Here is a 19404-nt window from a genome sequence, read left to right on the forward strand (position 1 = left end):
CGAACGAAGGTGTTTGGGGATACCCCCTTTGGTGATGCTGACGAATCTTTTCCAGAGGAGGTTCAGGTCCTTGATCCGCGCCATCCGCTCTTTGGGCGCAGGTTCCAAGTTCTTGGCCGATCGTTGTTTCGCAGGGGCAGTTCTTTGCCGTTCTACGAGGTCGCGTATCGCGATGGCGTGACACTGAATGTTCCGGTGGCGGTGACCGAGCCGTTTGCCTTGCTGACTGCCCCCACCAAACTGAGCGTGGAAGCTTTGCTGGATTTACTAAATGTGGTAAGTTTGGATCATGAGCACGGCACCCGAAGATCTTTGGACGACGCTGCCGGTGACGCTGAGGCGCCAGATCGTCGACGATATTGCCGTGGTTCTGGCGGAGGTCTTTCGTGATGTCCGAGTTGATCCAACTGGCGCATCTGAAGCGCAAGGCCGTCGTCTACATCCGGCAATCGACGCCGCATCAGGTCGTGAGCAACCAAGAGAGCCTGCGGCTGCAATACGCGCTCAGCCAACGCGCCCGCGAGCTTGGATGGCATGAAGCCGACATTGACGTGATCGACGCCGATCTCGGTCTGAGCGGCGCCTCGGCCGCACATCGCAGCGGGTTTCAGGAACTTGTCGGTCGGGTCGGGCTCAGCGAAGTGGGGCTGATCCTGTCTGTCGACGTGACGCGGCTCGCGCGCAACTGCTCGGATTGGTATCCTCTTCTGGACATCTGCGGGCTGCGGGGGTGTCTGATCGCCGATCGCGATGGCGTTTATGACCCCGGCAGTGCCAACGGACGCCTTCTGCTGGGCCTCAAGGGCACCATCTCCGAACTCGAACTGCATACGATCCGCAGCCGCCTGACGACCGGCTTGATGGCCAAAGCACAGCGCGGGGAGCTCGCCCTCACCTTGCCGGTCGGCCTCGTCCGGGAGACCGGCGTCGTGCTGAAGGATCCCGACAGGAGTGTTCAGGACCGGCTTGGTCTTGTGTTCGACCTCTTTCTGAAGCTGCGCAGCATCGCCAAGGTGATGCGCATACTGAATGCGCGTGGTCTCGACCTGCCACGCAGGGACCGGCACGGCGCGTTGCACTGGGCGCGCGCGACGGTTTCCGCGGTCGCTGCGATCTTGAAGAATCCCGCCTACGCAGGCGCTTTCGTCTATGGCCGAACCCGCATGCGGGACACCGCGCCGGACAGCCGGTCTGCGGCAAAGGCGAAAGTGGCGAGACCTCTCGAGGAATGGCGTATCGTCGTGAAGGACCGATATCCGGCCTATATCGATTGGCAGACCTATGAGAAAATCCGCAGCATCGTGAGCGACAACCGGGCCGAATACATGCGCACCAAGACACGAGGCATCCCCCGCGACGGCGACCTGCTCTTGCATGGCATCGTGTGGTGCGGGCGGTGTGGCCACAAGATGTATGTGCGATACAAGGGCGGCGGCGAATATGTCTGCAACCACTTGCGCACCCACTCCGGGTTGCCCGCCTGCCAGCACATCCGGGCCGAGGCAGTGGACGCCGCTGTTGCCGAGGCCTTCCTGTCCGCGCTGGCCCCTGCGGAACTCGATGCCCTGTCGCGCGCCCGCCAGGCTCAGAGCAAAGTCGACAGCGCCTTGCTTGCAAACGCAGAACGCGAAGTCGAGCGCAAACGCTATGCGGCGGCCCTGGCGCAGCGACAGTATGACCGCGTCGATCCGGACAACCGTCTTGTCGCCACCGAACTTGAGCGCCGCTGGGAAAGCGCGCTGATGGAGGTTCGCGCGGCGGAGGCCGCGCTGGCCGAGCAGTCCGCACAACAGCCGACCGCGCCCATGGCAATGGGCAAGGCTTTCACGGGCAAGGTGGTGGCCCTGGCGGGACGCCTGCCGCAAATCTGGGCGGATCCCGCCACCACCGACGCACATCGCAAGTCGCTCCTGCGCTGCCTGGTGGACAAGGTGGTGCTGGACCGGACGCCCGAGAGCGCGCTGGTCCGCATCGTATGGCGCGGCGGGGCGGTGACCGAACTTGACGTCAAGATGCGGGTCACTGCGATCACGAAGCTCGCACGGGGCGCCGAAATGCGGGTGCGCCTGCTTGAATTGGCAAAGACAGGCATGCCCGACGATGAAATCGCCCGTCTTCTCACCACCGAGGGACATCGCGCGGCAAACTGTGCCGACAAGGTTCTGCCTGTCACCGTGCAGCGCATCCGGCTGGCCGAGGGCATCAAGGCACCTCCCTCGTGTCGGCGGTGGAACCACGACCCCGGCTACCTGAGCACAACGGCTCTTGCTGCAAAGCTGGGGATCCCGGTCAACTGGCTCTATGTCCAGATCAGGGAAAAGCGGCTGCTCATCAACCCTCAGCCAACCGGTGCCTATCTGTTTCCCGACACGTCAGTCGTGTTGGACGGGGTGCAGAACCTACGAAATCACGTGATCGGCGAACTGGATTTGAGAATCTGTCAGCCTGACAATGGGGGGTATCAACATGGGTGATCGATCGCTTTCGGCAGTTGCAGGCGATCCGCGCCGAGACCTTCGAAAGCCATTCGAAAGACTATGATTTTTCGCGGCTGACGATGCTGGGCCATTGGGTGGCGGGCTGCGGCTATGTCAGCCAGACCTTCTCGCGCAAGGCCTGGAAAGCGCGCGGCGCGTCCCCGTCCGGCTTGCGGATCTTCGATCCGGGGATCGGCAGCAAGGAGATCTGACCGGCGCCTTGCCGCCGCGCGCGGGCCGCTCCGGGGCCGTTAGAGGCGCGCGATCGGGGCTTTTGCCGTGCGCTCACGGCTCCGGTGCAGAGCCGGAACGGAAATCCGTGCCGCGCGCCGAGCCAAGCGCGATCCGGGCCAGGGCGGGCAGGGAGGTGGCGCCGGTCTGCCGCATCACCGCGGCGCGGTGGTTTTCGACCGTGCGTCGGCTGATGCCCAGATCCTCGGCGATGTTCTTGCTCGGATACCCCGCCAGAACAAGCTCCATCACCTGCCGTTGCCGTGCCGTCAGCCCCGACAGACGCGGCGACGCCTGCCCGGCCTCGGCGGTCGGGCCCTGCGGCAAGAGCAGCACGATCACCCCCGACACCGTCCCCGCACCGCTCGGATGCGGCTGCAGGTTGCACCGCCAAAGCGCCCCATCCCGGCCCGCGGCAAGCCTTGTCCGGGGCTTGCCCGCGCGGCAAACCGCCGCCAGTTCGGCAAGGGGAACCGTCGGTCCGTGGGCCTGCGGCCCGAGCATTGCGGCGCTCCGCCCCAGATCGGCCGCGCCGATGCCCCAGACCGGCATGGCCGCCGTGGTGAAGTCGCGCAGCCGCAGGTCGCGACCGAAGAGCAGGATCGGCAGGTTCAGGCTGCGCAGGACCGAGGTCATGGCCTCGGTCGCGGCGATCTGGCGGGCCAGCAAGCTGCGCAGGATCAGGTTCTGCTCGGCGATCCGCGCGCCCTCGGCCTCGGCGCCGCCCACAGTGCCCCGGTCGGTGGGATGCGATGTGACTGGTGACATGACTTTGCCCTTTTCTGCGCGAAGCCCCGGCTCGAGGCCTGGCGGCAAGATAGCCCGGTTGCGCCAAGGCGTCTTAACGTGGGTCAGCCCGGTGCTGAGTAGTTTCCGACCCTGCCCCCGCGGGCGGCGCCGCGCTACGCTTCCGACCGGGGTGCCTGTGTCCCTTCGCGCCCGCCCCGTCCGTCGCAAGATCGTGGCCGACACGGGCTGCGCCCCGGCGATCCCGTTGCCCAAGGCCGCAGGCCGAAGAGATGTTGTCAACCGTCCGCCTTGCCGGAATGGCGGCGGGCCAGCCAAGGAGCGTAAAATGTCGGAACTCATCGTCATCGGTCACGACAGTGTCGAACAGGCCGAAGCCGCGCGCACCGCCCTGTTCGCCATGGTGCGTGAAGACCTGCTGGAGGTGACCGATGCGGTCGTCGCCACGGTGGATGCCAAGGGCACGATCCGGCTGCATCATATGGTCGATTTCTGGACGCTTGGCGCCGGTGGCGGCGCGTTCTGGGGGCTTCTGGCGGGGCTTCTGGTCCTGCAGCCGATCGCGGGCATGCTGCTTGGCGCGACCGCGGGGGCGCTCTCGGGGGCGATGACGGATTTCGGCATCAGGGACGAATTCATGCGCGAGGTCACGGCGACGCTGGCGCCCGGCAAGGCGGCGCTCTTCGTGCTGCTGCGGGTTTCGGCCTCGGACATGGTGATCGCCCGGCTTGGCGAAAGCGGCGGCAAGATCCTGCGCACCGATCTCGACCCGGCCGCCGAAGACCGCCTGCGGGCGACCTTTGCCCTGGCCCATGCCGAAGCCGCCAAGGTCAAGACCGCAAACCCGGTCCCCACACCCGAGCCCGCGGTCTGAAAGACCCGCAAACGGCCCGCAGGCCGCCGAAGCTGCGGCGGGGCTGATGCAGGTCAATGTCGGCGCCTCCGGCGGATCGCAGACTGACGGACCGCTGAAAGGTCCCGCCCATGCGCAAGCGTTCCTCTGACGACCTGTCCCGAAACCTGCGGCCCGAGGGTCCGCCTCTTGCGGCCGGGTTGACCGCGGCCGAGGCCGCCCGGCGGCTGCGCGCCGAAGGGCCGAATGCCCTGCCGCGCCCGAGACCGCGCGGGGCGGTGCGTCTGGTTCTGGATGTGCTGAAAGAGCCGATGCTGAGCCTGCTTCTGGCGGGCGGGGCGATCTATCTTCTGCTGGGGGATCGCGCCGAAGGGGCGATCCTGCTGGCCTTTGCCGGGCTTTCCGTCGGCCTGACCGTGGTGCAGGAGGCGCGGACGGAACGCGTGCTGGACGCGCTGCGCGATCTGACCAGCCCGCGGGCGCTGGTGATCCGCGACGGGCAGCGGCGGCGCATTGCCGGGCAGGATCTGGTCCGGGGCGATCTGATCGCGCTGAGCGAAGGCGACCGGGTGCCCGCCGATGCGCAGCTGCAATCGGGGGCAGAGCTGACCCTCGACGAGTCGCTGCTGACCGGCGAGGCGGTGCCGGTGCGCAAAAGCGCCGCCCGCGCCACAGCGCGGGTGTTTTCGGGCACGCTGGTCGTGGGCGGCAGCGCCGAGGCGCGGGTGATCGCCACCGGCGCGGCCAGCGAGATCGGCCGGATCGGCACCTCGCTGGCGCTTCTCGATCCCGAAACCCCGCATCTGCAACGGCAGATGCGCGGGCTGGTGCTCTGGTTCGCGCTGATCGGCGGGGCGGTCAGTCTGGGGGTGGTGGCGCTTTACGGCCTGACCCGGGGCGGCGACTGGTTGCAGGCGCTGCTGGCCGGGATTGCCGTCGGCATGTCGATGCTGCCCGAGGAATTCCCGATGGTTCTGGCGGTCTTCATGGCGATGGGGGCGTGGCGGATCTCCAAGGCGGGGGTTCTGACCCGCCGCGCCAGCGCCATCGAGACCCTGGGCGCGGCCAGCGTGCTGTGCACCGACAAGACCGGCACGCTGACGGAAAACCGGATGGCGATCGCCAGCCTGCAGCTGGCCGATGGCTGCGCATGGGAGGCCGGGGCCGCGCTTGCGCCCGCCTTTCAGGGGCTGGCGCAGGCGGGCACGCGGGCCTCGGCGCCTGCGCCCTTCGACCCGATGGAGGCGGCCTTTCACCGCCTTTCGCCGCCGGGTGCGGGCAAGCTGATCCGCTCCTATCCGCTCGGGCCGGAGCTTCTGGCGATGACGCAGGTCTGGCGGCAGGGCGATGCGGTCACCGCCTATGCCAAGGGCGCCCCCGAGGCGATCGCGACGCTTTGCGGTCTCGCCCCCGAGACCCTGCGCGCGCGGGTGGACCGGCTTGCCGCGACCGGGCAGCGGGTGCTGGCGGTGGCGCAGGCCGAGACCGAGGCGGCCGATCTGCCCGACCGGCAAAGCGGCTTTGCGTTTCGATTTCTGGGGCTGGTCGGGCTGATCGACCCGCTGCGCGCCAGCGTGCCGCAGGCGATGGCCACCTGCAAGACGGCCGGGATCCGGGTGATCATGATCACCGGCGACCATCCCGCCACCGCCGAGGCGATCGCCCGACTTGCGGGGCTGGGCGATCACCGGGCGCTCACCGGTGACGATCTGGACGGGATGACCGATCCGGCGCTGCAAAAGGTGCTGGCGGGCGCCGCCGTCTTTGCCCGCATCCGGCCCGAGCAGAAGCTGCGCATCGTGCAGGCGCTGAAAGCCTGCGGCGGGATCGTGGCGATGACCGGCGACGGGGTGAACGATGCGCCCTCGCTCAAGGCGGCGCATATCGGCGTGGCGATGGGCGGGCGCGGCACCGATGTCGCGCGCGAGGCCGCCGCGATCGTGCTCTTGACCGACGATTTCGGCGCGATCGTCCGCACCATCGCCTTGGGGCGGCGGATTTACGACAATCTGCGCAAGGCGATGAGCTTCATTCTGGCGGTGCATGTGCCGATTGCCGGTCTGGCGCTTCTGCCGCTGATCCTTGGCACGCCGCTGCTGTTCGGGCCGCTGCATATCGCGCTTTTGGAAATGATCATCGACCCGGTCTGCGCGCTGGTCTTCGAGGCCGAGGAAGAGGAGGCGGGCCTGATGGCGCGTCCGCCCCGCCCGGTGGCCGAGCCGCTGTTTTCCGGCCCGACGATCCTGTGGAGCCTGACGCAGGGCGTCGTGGCCTTTGCCGCGGTGGCCGCGATCCATCTGGCCGCGCCGCAGTTCGGCATGGCCGAGGCGCAGACCCGGGCGCTGAGCTTTGCCGCCCTGGTGATGACGATCCTGGCGCTGATCCTGGTGAACCGGGTGCGCTCGGCCTCGGTCCTGACCGCCCTGTCCAGACGCAACCGGGCGCTTGGCGTGATCCTGGCGGCGGTGACAACGGTTCTGGCGCTGGTCTTGGGCGTGGCGCAGATCCGCGCCCTGTTCGGCTTCGAGCTGCCGCCGCCCGTGGCGCTGGCGGTGCCTTTGGCGGCGGGGGCGGCGGTGCTGGTGCTGCTCGAGGCGCTCAAGGCGCTGTGGGCGCGGTTCGGCCCGGCAAGACCCGCCCCGGCGGCAGGCTGACCCAGCGGCGGCCGCCCGTTCCCGCATGACGCATGACGCTTGGCGCGCATGGGAAAGGCCCCCCTTTCGGGGGGCCTTTCGTCTTGTCTCAGGAGCCGAAGGTGAAATTCGGCAGGGCCTTGAGCGACTCCTTGGTGGCGCCGTGCAGGGTCAGTTTCTTGCCCATCAGCTGCAGCGCGCTGCCCGCGACCACGACGTGATGCGCGTTCATCCCCAGAAAGCCGCCGACCGAAACCACCGCATAGGGCACGGTGCCCGAGGTGGTGACGATCATGTCCTCGAGCGTGCCGACCTTTTCGCCCGCATCGTTGTAGACATCGGCCTTGAGGATCTCCGAGGCGCGGTAGCCGGTGGCCAGCACGGTCGGATCGACCTCGGTCAGGGTGACCGTCGTCGGCATCGGGGTTTCGGCGCGGGCGGGCAGACCGCCCGCAAGGCCGGTGGCCAGAACGGCGGTCGTCAGCAAAATCGCACGATACGTCATGGGGGTATCCTTCATGAAAGAGAGAGGGATCGGGCAGAGATCCTCCACCCGACGGGGTCGGCGGCAGGCGGTCGGGGCCGCCGCAGTGTCCGGCAAGGCCGGAGAGGGACCACGCTGCCCGGGACGCAACTGCGGGCGGCGTGGCCAGGGATCCGGTCAGACCGGTTCCTTTTTCGGCGCGATCGCCGCCGCCGCCCGGGTGCGCAGATCCGAGATCGTCTCCTTGGTGGCCTGCGCCGCGTGCTGGGCGCCCTCGCGCAGCGATGCCCCGGCCGCGTTGATCCCCTCGCGGACCTCGCTCACCTTGTCTTCGGCCTGCAGGGCGGCGACGCCCATCCGATCCTTGGCCCGGTCGATCTCGGCCCGGACTTCCTGGGTCCGGGTCTCGACGACGGTCTGCATCCGCGTGACGAAGCCTTCGGCCTCGACCTGGGCTTCGGCCAGCTCCGCCTTGGCGGAACCTTGCATCTTTTCAATGTAGTCGCTGATCTGGTCGTGAAGGTCCTGCACCTCGGCGCGGATCTGCTCCAGACGGGTCGCGGGATCGCTCATGGGTATCACCTTTCGCAGTGAGGGGGGATCGGGCGCTTTGGCCCGGCGCGAACAACGACCGGCCCGGCGTCACGCGGATCAGGAGGGATGCCCCTGACCGGCTGCCTCGTTCCGGTCCGATCGTTGCCGCTGACACGCCCGCCCCCGATGGGTCCGATCTTGCGATGCGGGGCGGGAACGGGCGCTCGACACAACCCTAGCGAAAACCCGGGGCGCGGCCATTACCCATGTTAGTGCCGCCGGTCGCTTTTCGGATCACAAGGGAAAACACCCCCGTCCCGTTGCGCCCTGCGCGCCCGGGCCGGGTCCGATCCGTCGGAAACGGGCGCATCCCGCGCCGCGACGGACCCCGAACACAGGGTCGAAGCCGACCCTTTTCCCATCATGCAAGCAGGCTGCAAAGCCTGACTGGAGGCACGATCATGTCTGTCGGAACCCTTCTGATCATCGTTCTGGTCATCTTTCTGCTTGGCGGTTTTTCCGGTCGCTTCGGCGGCTACGGCTATGGCTTCGGCCATGGCGGCATCGGCGTGCTCGGCGTGCTGCTGGTCGTGCTGGTCGTGCTCGTGCTGACCGGGCGACTTTGACCCCATCGCGTCCGCCATCGGACGGAAACCTGCCGGGAGGGCATGGAATGTATGGATTTTTCACCGGAACGATCGTCGGATTTCTGGTCCTCTCGGTCGCCTATGTGCTGGTGTCGGCCTATGAACGCTCGCTCAAGCGGCAAAGTCTGGAAGGCGATTTCGACGCCGCCGTGACCGCGGGCGCCGATGTCGACAGCCGCTCGGCCTTCATCGCCGAAGGGATGGCGGATTACGACGTCAGCCTGAAGAAGCGGCTTTTGCTGCTGATCTACATCATCCCGATGATCGCCGTCGCGGTCACCGCCTATGTCGTCAACCTTCTTTAGGAGCAAACCCATGTGGACAAAGCTCAAATGGTCCCTGCGCGGCGGGGTGGCGGTGCTGCTCATCGCGGTGCTGCATTACAACCTGCCGCATCACGACGTGGTGCGGATCACCAACACCTACAACCGCCAGACCACGATCGGCGCGAACTGGCTGTTCTTCGCCCAGGCTGAAACCGCGGCGAGCGGGGTGGAAAAACGCGACATCCGCTTCATCGAGGCGGTCCGCCCGAATGGCGAGGTCAGCGTCTATCGCAACGAGGACACCGGCTGGGTCTGGCCGCCCTATTTCAAATACGACAGCTCCAACCTGCAGGCCGAGGCCTCGAACGCGGTCTCGACCGAGGAGGCGCCGCGATGGGTGGTGATCACCCATTACGGCTGGCGCACGCCGTTCTTTTCGATCTACCCGAATGCCGTCAATCTTTACCCCGTCGCCGGACCCGAGGTCACGGTCTTTCCCTGGATCAATCTGATCCTGCTCGGGCTGCTCGGGCTCGGGGCGGCGATGATTGTGCGGATGTGGCGGCAGTTCAAGCGCCGCATGTTCGGCCCGAAGCCCGAAAAAACCGAGGATTCGGACGTGCTTGCGCCGATCCCCTCGGCCCTGCCGCCGCAGCTTTGACCCCCTTGAAGGAGATGATGTCATGTCGATCCGATCCAGCCTGCTGACCCTTGCTCTGGCCTTCGCCCTTGCCGGATGCCTGGAGAACGACGCGCAGCGCGGCCTTGCCGGGGCGGCCGGGGGCGCGGTGATTTCCGGCGCCACGGGCGGCAGCCCGGTCACCGGCGCGGTCGTCGGCGGCGCCGCGGGCTATTTCTGCCGCGATCTGAACGTGCCCGGCTGCCGCAACGGCTGACCCCTCCGGCCGACCCTCGGCGACGGGCCCCTCTTGCCCTGCCCGGATGCGTTCGGGCGCTCCCCCCGCAGCTTGCTGCGGGGGGAGATGTTTTGGGCGCAGGCTCCGCGGAAAGCCGCCCATCGCGCCCCGGGGCAAACCTGCATCAGGATGCGACTCGGGGGGATGGGGCAGGGTGCGCCATGGCAATCGAATACCCGCTTGCCATGGTCTCTGTCCAAAGCCCTGCAGGCTGCACTCCGTGACGGATAATTCCATCACCTTGCGGAGATCTGCGCAGCCTGTCGCCGCGGCAGATCGCACAAAGGACCAAGCCGATGAACGCCAACACCACCTCGAACAGCGCCGAACGCATCAAGACCGTCAAGGCCGCCTGGGACAAGGCGCCCGACGGCCCGAAGAAAGAGGCCGCGCTGAAGCATTATCAGGCCGCCGAAAAGGCCCAGACCGCCAAGGATGACGCGGGCGTCACCAAGTCGCTCGACGCCGCCGTGGCCGCGCTGGCCTGACCCGACAGGTGCCACCCCGGTGCAAACTGCCCGGGGTGGCGCATGTGTCCCCTTAGAGAACCGGAGAACCCCATGTCACGCCCTCTGCCTGTCCGCCTGCTGACCGTTGCCGCGCTGATCGGGATGGCCCTGTCCACCGCGGCCCAAGCCATGGATGATCGCAAGGTGAGCGCGATCGACGTTCAGATCGATCTGGCGGCGCTGTCGAATGCCGCCGCCGCCAGGCATTATGCCACGATCGAGGCCGATCTTGAAAACGCGCTGACCAGCCGTCTTGTCGATCGCACCGACAAGGACGGTCTGAAGATCACCGTCGATCTGTCGGAATTCGAGCTGAGCAATTCCTGGAAGGAAGCGATGAACCTGGCCGACACCCGGCTGGTGGGCACGGTCAGCTTCACCGATGCCAAGGACAATTCCAATTTCGACAACTGGCAGCAGACGGTCGACGTGAATGCGACGGCGAAATTCCTGCCCGAGGGGACGGAGCTTGCCAAGCTGAAACCCGACAGCGACGTGTACTACAGGGCGATGATCGCGTCCTTCGCCGATGCGGTGGTGCAGCGTCTCGACCAGTGAGGATACCCCCCCGGCCGGCCCCGCGCGGACGCGGCGCCGAAGCCGGGGGACGACATGATCTGCGGCGGCCGTGACCCGCGTGATCCCCGGGCGCCCGGGCCGCCCCTTGCAAGGAGCGATGCGATGACCTTCGATCATACCGTGAAAACCGAGGTGCTGGCGGAACTGGCCTGGGATCCGATGGTGCGGGAGGACCAGATCGGCGTGACCGTGCGCGACGGTCTGGTGACGCTTTCCGGCCATGCCGACAGCTATTGGCAGAAGCGCGCGGCGGAAACCGCGACCGCGCGCGTCAAGGGCGTGCGCGCGATCGTCGAGGAAATCGAGGTGCGGCTGCCCGTGCATGTGCAGCGCAGCGACGAGGAGATCGCCGCCGCCGCGGTGAACCGGCTCGACTGGGACGGTGCCGTGCCGACGGGGGCGGTCAGGGTTCAGGTCGAAGACGGGGTGATCACGCTCAAGGGCACGGTCGATCACCAGTATCAGCGCGCGGCGGCGGTGCATGCGGTGCAGCCGCTCTGGGGCGTGCGCGGGGTGGCCGATCAGATCCTGATCCGCGAGGCGCAGCGCAAGCGCGCCGACGCGCAGCAGATCAGCGATGATATCCGGAAGGCCCTGAACCGGGGCTGGTTTGCCGCCGATACCGTGCATGTCGAGACGAAGGACGGCACGGTCACGCTGTCGGGCCGCGCCACGACGCTGCGCGACCGCACGCTGGCCGTGTCCACCGCCTGGGCCGCGCCCGGCACCGTGGCGGTCGAGAACCACATCCGCATCGGTTGAGGTTTCCGGCCGATGCGATGCCCCGTCCGCCCTGTCATCCGGGGCGGGCGGGTCGCGACGGCCGGGCGGGCAGGGGATCTGCGCCGCCTTCCGGCACGAATAACGATCCGGCCCCGCTTTTCCGCCGCGGCACTGATGCACGGCAGCATCGGCGGGGGCGATTCGGGGCAGGCTGCGGCAAGCGCCCAGCCCGGGCGTTCCGATTTTCCGAAAGGTTCAGACCATGACCCGAATTCTTCTTCTGGCAGGCACGACGATTGCCGCGCTGGCGCTTGGCGTGCCTGCGGCCCTTGCGCAAACGGCGCTGGTTGGCATCGATTCGGTTGACGACCGCATCGACGACATCGACCGCGCCGCGCAGATCGACCTCGATCGCGGCAACGATGCCTTTCGCTACGGCAGCCCGGACTATCGCGAGGGCATGTCGGGCAGCGCCTCGCTGAGTTACGCGGGCAAGACCGGCGCCACGGATTCAAGCGAATTCAGCCTGGGCGCGCGGCTGCGTTTTGCCAATGGCCCGTTCGTGCAGAACCTCGGCATGGTGCTGGACTTTGCCGAATTCGACTCGGACAAGACCAAGGAAGACACCTTCTTCATCTATGACGCGAATTACTACTTCAACGACTCGTTTTACGGCTTCGTGCTTGGCCGGGTGAAGACCGACGGGCTTGCCGACACCGCCGAAGACGTCAAGACCGACGCCTTCCTCGGGGTCGGCCCCGGCTACCGCATTGTCAACACCCGCGATCTGAGCTGGCGGGTGCAGGCGGGCATCGGGGTCAGCTATCTGCAGGACGGTCTTGAGGACTCCGTGACCGAAACCGGCTACATCGCCTCGTCGCGGCTGTTCTGGCGGCTGAACGACAAGCTTTTCGCCACGAATGACACCGATATCCTGGAATCGGACACCGCGACGCGGGTGAACAACGATCTGGGGCTGAACGTGAAGATGACCGACATGTTCGCCACCCGCATCAGCTACCTGACGGAGTACAACGACTCGCGCGCCGTCAAGACCGAGAACAAGCTGGGGGTCTCGCTCGTCTATTCCTTCTGACGCGTCCCTGCCGGCCAGAGCGGAGCGGGGGAAATCCGCTCCGCTCACTGCCGCGCGGATCGGGCCGGGCCGATACATCCCGCGCTTCAGAAGGCACGACCGCGCTAACCTGCGTCAATGCCGACCGGACGGGATGGCCTCATAGTTCGGAACGGTCGTCAGGATCGCGCGTGACCCTGCCGCCCGGATGAACCCCCTGAAAGGAAAACATCATGGACAAGGATCGGGTTGTCGGTTCCGCAAAGGTCGTCAAGGGCAAGGCCAAGGTGGCGATCGGAAAGGCCATCGGCGACAAGAAGCTTGAGACGGAAGGCGAGGCCGAAAAGGTCGCGGGCAAGATCCAGAACGCTGTGGGCGGCATCAAGGACACGATCCGCGACGCGTAGAATCTGAGAAACGGGGCGCCGCGGAATGGTCCGGTGCCCTGTCACATCCGCGCGGGCTTCACGCATGGCCTGAAGCCCGAAACCCGCTGAAGGACGCATCATGAGCCGCAATTTTCTTTTTCTGCTGATCGGTGTTCTGGCCGTGGTCGCGGCGGGGACCGGCTATCTGTATTATCAGGAACGTCAGAGCGGCGTTGACATCAAGATCAACGAGCACGGCGTCACGATCGACGGAAATTGAACCGAGGCCCGGCACCAGAGCGCGGGACCTCTCCGCGCGGCCAGGGCAGGCGCCGCGGGCGCGACAAGGACGGCCGCTGCCGGTTGGCTCCGGTCGGCGGACGGGTCTGGAAAAGCGCTCGGATCCGGCGTTTTCGGTGTCGCGTGACCGGTGTGGTCGCTTTTGGCGCGGCCTGACATGGGAAAGGCGGCGTGGGTTTCCCCGCGCCGCCCCCCTCCCGGCTGAGTGGGTCGGCGGAGGCGGCTTGCCTGCGCAAGCAGCCTGGCCGCCTCGACGCCTTTGCCGGGAAAGCGGGACCATCGCCCGCAGGTCGAGCGACCGGAGCGGGCGTGTCGGGAACCGACCCCGTTCGGGCCGCTCTCCGGGGATGGGGATGGGTCGTCAGCGCGACGGTTTTACGCCGCGGGCGACGGGGGCGGCGGCGTCACGGGCAAGGCGTTGCGCCTTCAGCGTGGCGCTGCGGTCGGCCCGGCTGGCGGCTTCCGTCTGGACGATCAGTTTCGCCGCCGCGGCCGTGATCTCGAAATAGGTCTGCGGCGGGCGGGGGATCTCCCGGAACAATCCGGGAGAAGGTGTCGTGCGTGTCATGGACATGTGCCGGCCCCCGAAGGGGCCTGTCCGGATCAGGCCAGAGCCAGATCGCAGGCCGATTTGCGGCCGTCACGACCGGATTCGATCTGGAAGGTCACCTTGGCGCCATCGGCCAGGTGCGAGATCCCGGCGCGTTCGACCGCCGAGATGTGGACGAACACGTCCTGCGCGCCGCCTTCCGGCTCGATGAAACCGAAACCTTTGTTCTGGTTGAAAAACTTCACGGTGCCATTGGCCATCGTGATCACTCCTGCATGGGGTGCTGCCCACGGAATGCGGCAGCTCGGCTTGGTCAGAACTAAGAGCAGACTGAAGCCGATGAAGGAGACAGGGTGCGGTCAGAGAAACTTCGCACCTCCCTGCATAAAGGAATTTGCAGATTTTGCAAGGAGTCTTTTCGGGTTTTCAAAACAACTCCGGCGGGATCTGCCTCGGGGGGGCTTCCCGCCTGACGCGATGGTGCCGTCAGCCCGGCAGGGCGAGGGTGCCGATCCAGGCGGCAAGGACGATCAGCACAAGGCCGGGCACCACCCGCAGGGCGAAGGCGCGCCCGCCCGCCACCGCCGCCACAAGGATCTTGCTCAGCGTGTTCGAGGTCACGGCGGCCAGGATCGGCACCACCGCATCGGCCGGGGCGACCTTGCCCGCGGCGACAAGCGTGGCGACCGAGATCGCCGCCGCATGGGTATCGACCAGCCCCGCCGCCAGCGCGGCAAGCAGCACGCCCGAGCCGCCGAACTGCGCCTGCAGCCCGGCCGAGACGACCAGCACCAGCGCCAGGATCATGCCGAAGGCCAGCGCCGCGCGCAGGCTGAAGGCGCTGCCGCCGCGCGTGCCCTCGCCCGCGGGGTGGCGCAGCGCGACAAGCGTCAGCGCCAGCCCGTAGACCGCCGCGGCGGCTCCGGCGCAGACCAGCGGCAGGGTCAGGGCGGACAGCGTCGGCAGGCTGATCGCCGCCACCACCAGCGCCAGCTGCGCGATCGTCGCGACCGAGGACAGCACCGCCCCGGCGACGCAGGCCGGGCGCAGCTCGGGCGATTGCAGCGCGCGCGCGCCCATCGCGCCGATCGTCGCGGTGCTGGAAATGAACCCCGACAGCGCCCCCGACAGCGGCAGCCCGAACCGCGCCCCCAAAAGCCGCACCGCCAGATAGCCCGCCGCGCCGATGCCCATCACCAGCACGATCACGATCCAGACCGCATGCGGGTTGAGCGCGAGCCAGGGGCCCATCGGCCGATCCGGCACCAAGGGCAGGATCACCAGCGTCGCCGCGGCAAAGATCAGCCCATCGTCCAGTTCGTCCTTGGAAATCAGCGTCGTGACCAGATTGTGCAGCCAGGCCTTGATGTAAAGCAGCCCGGTGATCGTCACCGCGATCGCTGCCGCCATCTGCGGCGAGGGGAGGCACAGCCCGCCCAGAAGCACGGTCAGGATCAGCACGATCTCGGTGGTCAGGCCGGGGTCGTGATGCGGCCGCTTGCTGTAGGAGACCGCCAGCATCGCCGTGACCGAGGCCGCCACCACGGCAAGCAGCACCACCCCGCCAAGCGCGAAGCCGACCGCCCCCGCGCTCGAGGCGATCGCGAAGGTGCGGATCCCGGCGGGCGCGCGGTCCGGGCCCGCGCCCTTGCGCCGCTCGCGCTCGGCGCCGATCAGCGCGCCCACGGCCAGCGCGCTGACCATGTTCAAAACGGGGGGAACCAGGATCGGGATGCTGTCCATCGGGGCCTCGGGGTTGCGGGGGCGGGGGCATCAGGCCATGTCCCGCGCGTGCTGTCGCTGATCCAGGTCAGCCCGGCTTCGACCGGGGGCGCTAGACTGCGCGGGATCCGCCACAAGGTCCGCCCGATGCCCGACCCCGCCCCCCGACATCCCGACCGGCCCCGATGGCGCCGTTCCGGCGCTTTGGCGCTGGCGGCGCTGGTCTGTGTCGGGGCCTTGCTGGGGTGGCGGCTCGGCCCCGCGCGCCCGCCGGTGGTGGCGGTGGAGATCATGGCGGCGGGGCCGGTGACGCGGGTTCTGGCGGTGAACGGCAAGATCGCCCCGCGCGAGCGGCTGGCGATCCGCGCCGCGGTCGGCGAGGTCGTGCTGAGCGTCGCGGTCGCGGCGGGCGATGTGGTGACGGCGGGTGCGGTACTGGCGCGGCTCGATGACCGCCAGCAGGCGGCGGCGCTGCGGCAGGCCGAGGCGGCGCTGGCGCAGGCGGTGATCTTGCAGGCGCAGGCGGCGGCCGAGTTCGGGCGCGACCGCGATCTGGGGGCGCAGGTGTCGCGGATGAGGCTTGACGACGCCCGCCGCAGCCTTGCGGGCGCGGCGCAGGAGGTGGCGGGCCGCGCCGCCCTGCGCGATCAGGCCCGGATCGCGCTTGACCATTACGCGCTGCGCGCGCCGGTCGCGGGCACGGTGCTGACGCGGGCGGTCGATCCGGGCCAGCGCGTCGACATCGCGACGACGCTTTTCACCCTGGCCGATCTGGCGCGGCTGCGCGTCGAGACCGACGTGGATGAAACCTATGCGTTGCAGATCGCGCCGGGGCAGCGGGTGCGGCTGCTTCTGCTGGGCAGCGCCGAGACCCGGATGGGCACGGTCGAGGTGGTCGCGCCGCGGGTGGACCCGGACACCGGCGGGCTGGCGGTGAAGATCGGTTTCGATGCGCCGGTCCGCGCCCCGGTCGGGCTGACCGTCACCGCGAATGTGGTGATCGACAGCCGCAGCGCATTGACGGTGCCGCGCACGGCCTTGACCGGCGAAGGGGGGGCGGTCTTCGTGCTGCGCGCGGGGCGCGCGGTCGCAACTCCGGTCCGCGTGATCGACTGGCCCGCCGACCGGCTGATCGTCACCGCGGGGCTGGCGCCCGGGGACCGGGTGATCAGCGACAGCACCGGCCTGCACGACGGGCAAATCCTGCGCGAGGAGGGCGAGTGATGTTGTATGCTATCAAGATCGCGGCGCGGTATCTGAGCGCCTCGAAGGCGCAGACGGCGCTTCTGGTGGTGGGGGTGGCGGCGGGCGTCTTCGTCTTCATCTTCATGTCGGCGCTGATCGGGGGGCTGGCCGAATTCATCCTGGCGCGCACGGCGGGCGACATGGCGCATGTGACGATCGAGGCCGAGGCCCGCCTCCCGGCCCGGCTGGCGGTGCCGCCGGGCCGCGTGCTTTGGGCGGACCAGGCGACGCGCGAAACCGCCACGCTGCGCGCGGCGGAAAACTTCCTGCCGCTGATCGAGACCCTGCCCGGGGTCAAGGCGGTCTCGCCGCAGATCATCGGCTCGGGCGTCTTGCGCCGCGGCGGACAGGCGGCGCAGGTCTCGATCGTCGGGCTGGAGCCGGGGCGGGAAAGTGCGATTCTGGATCTGGCGCGCTATCGGGTGGCGGGATCGGTGCGGCTGGGCGCGGGCGTGGTGGTGCTGGGCAAGGGGCTGGTCGAGGATCTGGGCCTCGCGCTCAATCAAAGCGTGGTGCTGCAATCGAGCCATGGCGTCACCATGCGGCTGACGCTGGGCGGGATCTACGAGATCGGCGCGGGCGGGGCGGACCGGCGCATGGCCTATGTCAGCCTGGCCACGGCCCGCAGCCTGATGGCGCTGCCGCAGGGGCTGAGCCGGATCGAGATCAAGCTGTTCGACCTTTATGCCGCCGATGCCAGCGCCGCGCGCCTGCGCGGCCTGACCGGCCTGCCCGCGGTGTCCTGGACGCGCGAGGGGGCGCGGCTGCTTGAAGCGCTGAGGGCGCAAAAGCAGACCGGCTATTTCCTGAAAAGCTTCGCGATGATCACCATCGTCATCGGCGTCGCCTCCTCGCTCATGCTCTCCACCTATCGCCGCCGCCCCGAGATCGGGATCATGCGGGCGATGGGGGCGTCGCGGCGCTTCGTCGTCGGCGTCTTCGTGCTGCAGGGCGGGCTGATCGGCGCGATGGGCGGGCTTTTGGGTGCGGCCACCGGCTATGGCGCGCTTCTGCTGTTTCCCACGCGCGAGAATTTCCGCTCCGGCACCTTGCCGATGGACATCACCCAGGGCGCCTATGGGCTGGCGATCACGCTGACGGTGCTCTGCGCCATCGCCGCCGCGATCCTGCCCGCGCGGGCGGCGGCGCGGCTCGATCCGGTCACGGCGATTGGCCAATGAGCCTTGTCACCGTCACCGATCTGGTCAAGACCTTCGGCACCGGAGAGGCCGAAACCCGGGTGTTGCGCGGCGCCAACCTGACGCTGGAGCGCGGCGCGCGGGCGGCGCTGATCGGCCCCTCGGGCTCGGGCAAAAGCACGCTGCTGACGATCCTGGGCACGCTGATGCGGCCGACCTCGGGCGGGCACGAGATGCTGGGCGTCGATCTGACCCGGGCCAGCGATGCCGAATTGACCGCGTTTCGCAACCGCCACATCGGCTTCGTGTTTCAGTTCCACAATCTGCTGCCCGATTTCACCGCGCTGGAAAACGTGGTCTTTCCGGCCGCGATCCGGGCCGGGCGCGAAACCGCCGCGGCGCGGGCGCGGGGGGCGGATCTGCTGGACAGGATGGGGCTTGCGGCGCGGATCCAGTTTCCCGCCGCCAATCTCTCGGGCGGGCAGAAGCAGCGCGTGGCGGTGGCGCGGGCCTTGATGAACGCGCCCGAACTGGTGCTGGCGGACGAGCCCACCGGCAATCTCGACCGCGCCGCGGCGGCGCAGGTGATGGCGCTGATCGGCCAGATCAACCGCGACGAGGGCACGGCCTTCCTGATCTCGACCCATGACGAGACGATCGCCGCCAGCTGTCCGCGCCGGATCGTGGTGGGCGAGGGCAGGTTGACCGGCTGACAGCAAAAAGGGGGCCAAGGGCCCCCGGTCGCCGGTCGACTGCGCCACCCCGGCCGAAACCGGGGCGGCACCTGTCGGATCAGGCCAGCGCGGCCACGGCGGCGTCCAGCGCCTTGCCGACGGCGGCATCATCCTTGGCGGTCTGCGCCTTTTCGGCGGCCTGATAATGCGTCAGCGCGGCCTCTTTCTTCGGGCCGTCGGGCGCCTTGTCCCAGGCGGCCTTGACGGTTTTCATGCGTTCGGCATTCGACGCCATGGTATTGAGATTCATTGGTTTCATCCTTGTGCGGTCTGCCGCGGCGACAGGCTGCGTCGATCTGCGCGAGGGGATCGGAGGATCCGTCGCGCGGGGCAGCTTGCAAGGCTTTGGGCAGAGGCGATGGCAAGCGGACATTCGATTGCCATGAGACATCCTTGCCGATCGGTCCGAGTCGCATCCTGATGCAGGTTTGCCCCGGGGCGCGATGACAGCCTGACGCCGCGGAAGGTGAGATCCCGCGGCGGGCGGTTTGGACGCGGCCTTGTTCGGCCCTGAAACCGACCCGCCTGAAACCGACCCGCCTGAAACCGACCCGTGGCGCTAACATGGGTCAAGGCCGCGGATCGTCCCTTTGCTAGGGTTGCAGGGACCGCCCGTTCCAGCACGCGATCGCAAGAACGCGCGTCCCCCCCTGGCTCCGGGCAGTCGCGTG

Annotated in this window: 25 protein-coding genes; 18 read left to right on the plus strand and 7 right to left on the minus strand. The window is 68.1% G+C overall.

Annotated elements, in window-relative coordinates:
* The 3 genes from LY44_RS17980 to LY44_RS12270 form a co-directional block, all read left to right on the plus strand.
* On the plus strand, window positions 1-390 hold a 390-nt coding region (locus tag LY44_RS17980; RefSeq protein WP_161805953.1), incomplete at its 5' end, for a hypothetical protein.
* Entirely contained in the window at window positions 390-2474 is a 2085-nt protein-coding gene (locus tag LY44_RS12265) for a recombinase family protein (RefSeq protein ID WP_170126690.1), read from the plus strand. The genes LY44_RS17980 and LY44_RS12265, both read left to right, overlap by 1 nt.
* On the plus strand, window positions 2471-2689 hold the full coding sequence (locus tag LY44_RS12270; protein WP_055212746.1) for a DUF3734 domain-containing protein: 219 nt from the start codon (window positions 2471-2473) through the stop codon (window positions 2687-2689). The genes LY44_RS12265 and LY44_RS12270 overlap by 4 nt, the downstream gene beginning before the upstream one ends.
* Window positions 2690-2762: 73 nt before the next feature.
* Here LY44_RS12270 and LY44_RS12275 read toward each other — a convergent pair whose 3' ends face one another.
* Entirely contained in the window at window positions 2763-3476 is a 714-nt protein-coding gene (locus tag LY44_RS12275; RefSeq protein ID WP_201778597.1) for a LuxR C-terminal-related transcriptional regulator, read from the minus strand.
* A 307-nt stretch (window positions 3477-3783) separates the two neighbouring features.
* Here LY44_RS12275 and LY44_RS12280 point away from each other — a divergent pair, with 307 nt between their 5' ends.
* Both LY44_RS12280 and LY44_RS12285 read left to right on the plus strand, forming a co-directional pair.
* Window positions 3784-4329, plus strand: coding sequence for a DUF1269 domain-containing protein (locus LY44_RS12280; protein WP_055212748.1), 546 nt, complete (start codon window positions 3784-3786; stop codon window positions 4327-4329).
* A 110-nt stretch (window positions 4330-4439) separates the two neighbouring features.
* On the plus strand, window positions 4440-6962 hold the full coding sequence (locus LY44_RS12285; protein ID WP_081024521.1) for a cation-translocating P-type ATPase: 2523 nt from the start codon (window positions 4440-4442) through the stop codon (window positions 6960-6962).
* A gap of 88 nt (window positions 6963-7050) precedes the next feature.
* Here the strand turns inward: LY44_RS12285 and LY44_RS12290 are convergent, their stop codons facing one another.
* The gene (locus LY44_RS12290) at window positions 7051-7446 is read right to left on the minus strand and encodes a PRC-barrel domain-containing protein (protein WP_055212749.1); all 396 of its coding nucleotides are present in this window, start codon (window positions 7444-7446) and stop codon (window positions 7051-7053) included.
* 156 nt (window positions 7447-7602) lie between these two features.
* On the minus strand, window positions 7603-7998 hold the full coding sequence (locus LY44_RS12295) for a hypothetical protein (RefSeq protein ID WP_055212750.1): 396 nt from the start codon (window positions 7996-7998) through the stop codon (window positions 7603-7605).
* 422 nt (window positions 7999-8420) lie between these two features.
* On the opposite strand from LY44_RS12295, the gene LY44_RS12300 reads away from it, so the two are divergent.
* From LY44_RS12300 to LY44_RS17985, 10 genes are all read left to right on the plus strand, one after another.
* Window positions 8421-8585, plus strand: a complete 165-nt coding sequence (locus tag LY44_RS12300; RefSeq protein ID WP_065118429.1) for a DUF3309 family protein — start codon at window positions 8421-8423, stop codon at window positions 8583-8585.
* A 47-nt stretch (window positions 8586-8632) separates the two neighbouring features.
* Entirely contained in the window at window positions 8633-8911 is a 279-nt protein-coding gene (locus LY44_RS12305; protein WP_055212751.1) for a hypothetical protein, read from the plus strand.
* 10 nt (window positions 8912-8921) lie between these two features.
* Window positions 8922-9533 carry a DUF1523 family protein gene (locus tag LY44_RS12310; RefSeq protein WP_055212752.1) on the plus strand — a complete coding sequence of 204 codons (612 nt, stop codon included), beginning with the start codon at window positions 8922-8924 and terminating at the stop codon, window positions 9531-9533.
* Between the two features lie 22 nt (window positions 9534-9555).
* Window positions 9556-9768, plus strand: coding sequence for a hypothetical protein (locus LY44_RS12315; RefSeq protein ID WP_055212753.1), 213 nt, complete (start codon window positions 9556-9558; stop codon window positions 9766-9768).
* A gap of 317 nt (window positions 9769-10085) precedes the next feature.
* Window positions 10086-10277, plus strand: a complete 192-nt coding sequence (locus tag LY44_RS12320; RefSeq protein ID WP_055212754.1) for a hypothetical protein — start codon at window positions 10086-10088, stop codon at window positions 10275-10277.
* A gap of 72 nt (window positions 10278-10349) precedes the next feature.
* Window positions 10350-10856 carry a hypothetical protein gene (locus LY44_RS12325; RefSeq protein WP_055212755.1) on the plus strand — a complete coding sequence of 169 codons (507 nt, stop codon included), beginning with the start codon at window positions 10350-10352 and terminating at the stop codon, window positions 10854-10856.
* Window positions 10857-10979: 123 nt separating this feature from the next.
* Complete coding sequence (locus tag LY44_RS12330; RefSeq protein WP_055212756.1) at window positions 10980-11639, plus strand: BON domain-containing protein; 660 nt, start codon at window positions 10980-10982, stop codon at window positions 11637-11639.
* A 223-nt stretch (window positions 11640-11862) separates the two neighbouring features.
* Window positions 11863-12696, plus strand: coding sequence for a DUF481 domain-containing protein (locus tag LY44_RS12335; protein ID WP_055212757.1), 834 nt, complete (start codon window positions 11863-11865; stop codon window positions 12694-12696).
* Between the two features lie 212 nt (window positions 12697-12908).
* Window positions 12909-13082, plus strand: coding sequence for a CsbD family protein (locus LY44_RS12340; protein WP_055212758.1), 174 nt, complete (start codon window positions 12909-12911; stop codon window positions 13080-13082).
* A gap of 100 nt (window positions 13083-13182) precedes the next feature.
* Window positions 13183-13323 carry a hypothetical protein gene (locus LY44_RS17985; RefSeq protein ID WP_162838701.1) on the plus strand — a complete coding sequence of 47 codons (141 nt, stop codon included), beginning with the start codon at window positions 13183-13185 and terminating at the stop codon, window positions 13321-13323.
* Between the two features lie 381 nt (window positions 13324-13704).
* Here LY44_RS17985 and LY44_RS12345 read toward each other — a convergent pair whose 3' ends face one another.
* The 3 genes from LY44_RS12345 to LY44_RS12355 form a co-directional block, all read right to left on the minus strand.
* Window positions 13705-13917 carry a hypothetical protein gene (locus tag LY44_RS12345; RefSeq protein ID WP_146707236.1) on the minus strand — a complete coding sequence of 71 codons (213 nt, stop codon included), beginning with the start codon at window positions 13915-13917 and terminating at the stop codon, window positions 13705-13707.
* A 29-nt stretch (window positions 13918-13946) separates the two neighbouring features.
* Window positions 13947-14153: a cold-shock protein gene (locus tag LY44_RS12350; RefSeq protein ID WP_055212760.1), complete on the minus strand. Its 207-nt coding sequence runs from the start codon at window positions 14151-14153 to the stop codon at window positions 13947-13949.
* Between the two features lie 226 nt (window positions 14154-14379).
* Entirely contained in the window at window positions 14380-15636 is a 1257-nt protein-coding gene (locus tag LY44_RS12355) for an MgtC/SapB family protein (protein WP_055212761.1), read from the minus strand.
* A gap of 126 nt (window positions 15637-15762) precedes the next feature.
* Here LY44_RS12355 and LY44_RS12360 point away from each other — a divergent pair, with 126 nt between their 5' ends.
* The 3 genes from LY44_RS12360 to LY44_RS12370 are packed head-to-tail and all read left to right on the plus strand — an operon-like array spanning window position 15763 to window position 18712.
* Complete coding sequence (locus LY44_RS12360; protein WP_111396023.1) at window positions 15763-16839, plus strand: efflux RND transporter periplasmic adaptor subunit; 1077 nt, start codon at window positions 15763-15765, stop codon at window positions 16837-16839.
* The gene (locus LY44_RS12365; protein ID WP_055212763.1) at window positions 16839-18041 is read left to right on the plus strand and encodes an ABC transporter permease; all 1203 of its coding nucleotides are present in this window, start codon (window positions 16839-16841) and stop codon (window positions 18039-18041) included. The genes LY44_RS12360 and LY44_RS12365 overlap by 1 nt, the downstream gene beginning before the upstream one ends.
* The gene (locus tag LY44_RS12370) at window positions 18038-18712 is read left to right on the plus strand and encodes an ABC transporter ATP-binding protein (RefSeq protein ID WP_055212764.1); all 675 of its coding nucleotides are present in this window, start codon (window positions 18038-18040) and stop codon (window positions 18710-18712) included. Before LY44_RS12365 ends, LY44_RS12370 begins: the two co-directional genes overlap by 4 nt.
* A 79-nt stretch (window positions 18713-18791) precedes the next feature.
* On the opposite strand, the gene LY44_RS12375 is transcribed toward LY44_RS12370, so the two are convergent.
* Window positions 18792-18983, minus strand: coding sequence for a hypothetical protein (locus LY44_RS12375; protein ID WP_111396024.1), 192 nt, complete (start codon window positions 18981-18983; stop codon window positions 18792-18794).
* Window positions 18984-19404 lie beyond the last annotated feature (421 nt).

This window comes from Rhodobacter capsulatus (assembly GCF_003254295.1).
Classification (GTDB): Bacteria; Pseudomonadota; Alphaproteobacteria; order Rhodobacterales; family Rhodobacteraceae; genus Rhodobacter; species Rhodobacter capsulatus.

Excerpts from the sequence above, each read along its gene's own strand:
- LY44_RS12265 (WP_170126690.1), top strand. The coding sequence starts at position 390 with ATGTCCGAGTTGATCCAACTGGCGCATCTGAAGCGCAAGGCCGTCGTC.
- LY44_RS12275 (WP_201778597.1), bottom strand. The coding sequence starts at position 3,476 with ATGTCACCAGTCACATCGCATCCCACCGACCGGGGCACTGTGGGCGGC.
- LY44_RS12280 (WP_055212748.1), top strand. The coding sequence starts at position 3,784 with ATGTCGGAACTCATCGTCATCGGTCACGACAGTGTCGAACAGGCCGAA.
- LY44_RS12285 (WP_081024521.1), top strand. The coding sequence starts at position 4,440 with ATGCGCAAGCGTTCCTCTGACGACCTGTCCCGAAACCTGCGGCCCGAG.
- LY44_RS12290 (WP_055212749.1), bottom strand. The coding sequence starts at position 7,446 with ATGACGTATCGTGCGATTTTGCTGACGACCGCCGTTCTGGCCACCGGC.
- LY44_RS12295 (WP_055212750.1), bottom strand. The coding sequence starts at position 7,998 with ATGAGCGATCCCGCGACCCGTCTGGAGCAGATCCGCGCCGAGGTGCAG.
- LY44_RS12300 (WP_065118429.1), top strand. The coding sequence starts at position 8,421 with ATGTCTGTCGGAACCCTTCTGATCATCGTTCTGGTCATCTTTCTGCTT.
- LY44_RS12305 (WP_055212751.1), top strand. The coding sequence starts at position 8,633 with ATGTATGGATTTTTCACCGGAACGATCGTCGGATTTCTGGTCCTCTCG.
- LY44_RS12310 (WP_055212752.1), top strand. The coding sequence starts at position 8,922 with ATGTGGACAAAGCTCAAATGGTCCCTGCGCGGCGGGGTGGCGGTGCTG.
- LY44_RS12315 (WP_055212753.1), top strand. The coding sequence starts at position 9,556 with ATGTCGATCCGATCCAGCCTGCTGACCCTTGCTCTGGCCTTCGCCCTT.
- LY44_RS12320 (WP_055212754.1), top strand. The coding sequence starts at position 10,086 with ATGAACGCCAACACCACCTCGAACAGCGCCGAACGCATCAAGACCGTC.
- LY44_RS12325 (WP_055212755.1), top strand. The coding sequence starts at position 10,350 with ATGTCACGCCCTCTGCCTGTCCGCCTGCTGACCGTTGCCGCGCTGATC.
- LY44_RS12330 (WP_055212756.1), top strand. The coding sequence starts at position 10,980 with ATGACCTTCGATCATACCGTGAAAACCGAGGTGCTGGCGGAACTGGCC.
- LY44_RS12335 (WP_055212757.1), top strand. The coding sequence starts at position 11,863 with ATGACCCGAATTCTTCTTCTGGCAGGCACGACGATTGCCGCGCTGGCG.
- LY44_RS12340 (WP_055212758.1), top strand. The coding sequence starts at position 12,909 with ATGGACAAGGATCGGGTTGTCGGTTCCGCAAAGGTCGTCAAGGGCAAG.
- LY44_RS17985 (WP_162838701.1), top strand. The coding sequence starts at position 13,183 with ATGAGCCGCAATTTTCTTTTTCTGCTGATCGGTGTTCTGGCCGTGGTC.
- LY44_RS12345 (WP_146707236.1), bottom strand. The coding sequence starts at position 13,917 with ATGTCCATGACACGCACGACACCTTCTCCCGGATTGTTCCGGGAGATC.
- LY44_RS12350 (WP_055212760.1), bottom strand. The coding sequence starts at position 14,153 with ATGGCCAATGGCACCGTGAAGTTTTTCAACCAGAACAAAGGTTTCGGT.
- LY44_RS12355 (WP_055212761.1), bottom strand. The coding sequence starts at position 15,636 with ATGGACAGCATCCCGATCCTGGTTCCCCCCGTTTTGAACATGGTCAGC.
- LY44_RS12360 (WP_111396023.1), top strand. The coding sequence starts at position 15,763 with ATGCCCGACCCCGCCCCCCGACATCCCGACCGGCCCCGATGGCGCCGT.
- LY44_RS12365 (WP_055212763.1), top strand. The coding sequence starts at position 16,839 with ATGTTGTATGCTATCAAGATCGCGGCGCGGTATCTGAGCGCCTCGAAG.
- LY44_RS12370 (WP_055212764.1), top strand. The coding sequence starts at position 18,038 with ATGAGCCTTGTCACCGTCACCGATCTGGTCAAGACCTTCGGCACCGGA.
- LY44_RS12375 (WP_111396024.1), bottom strand. The coding sequence starts at position 18,983 with ATGAATCTCAATACCATGGCGTCGAATGCCGAACGCATGAAAACCGTC.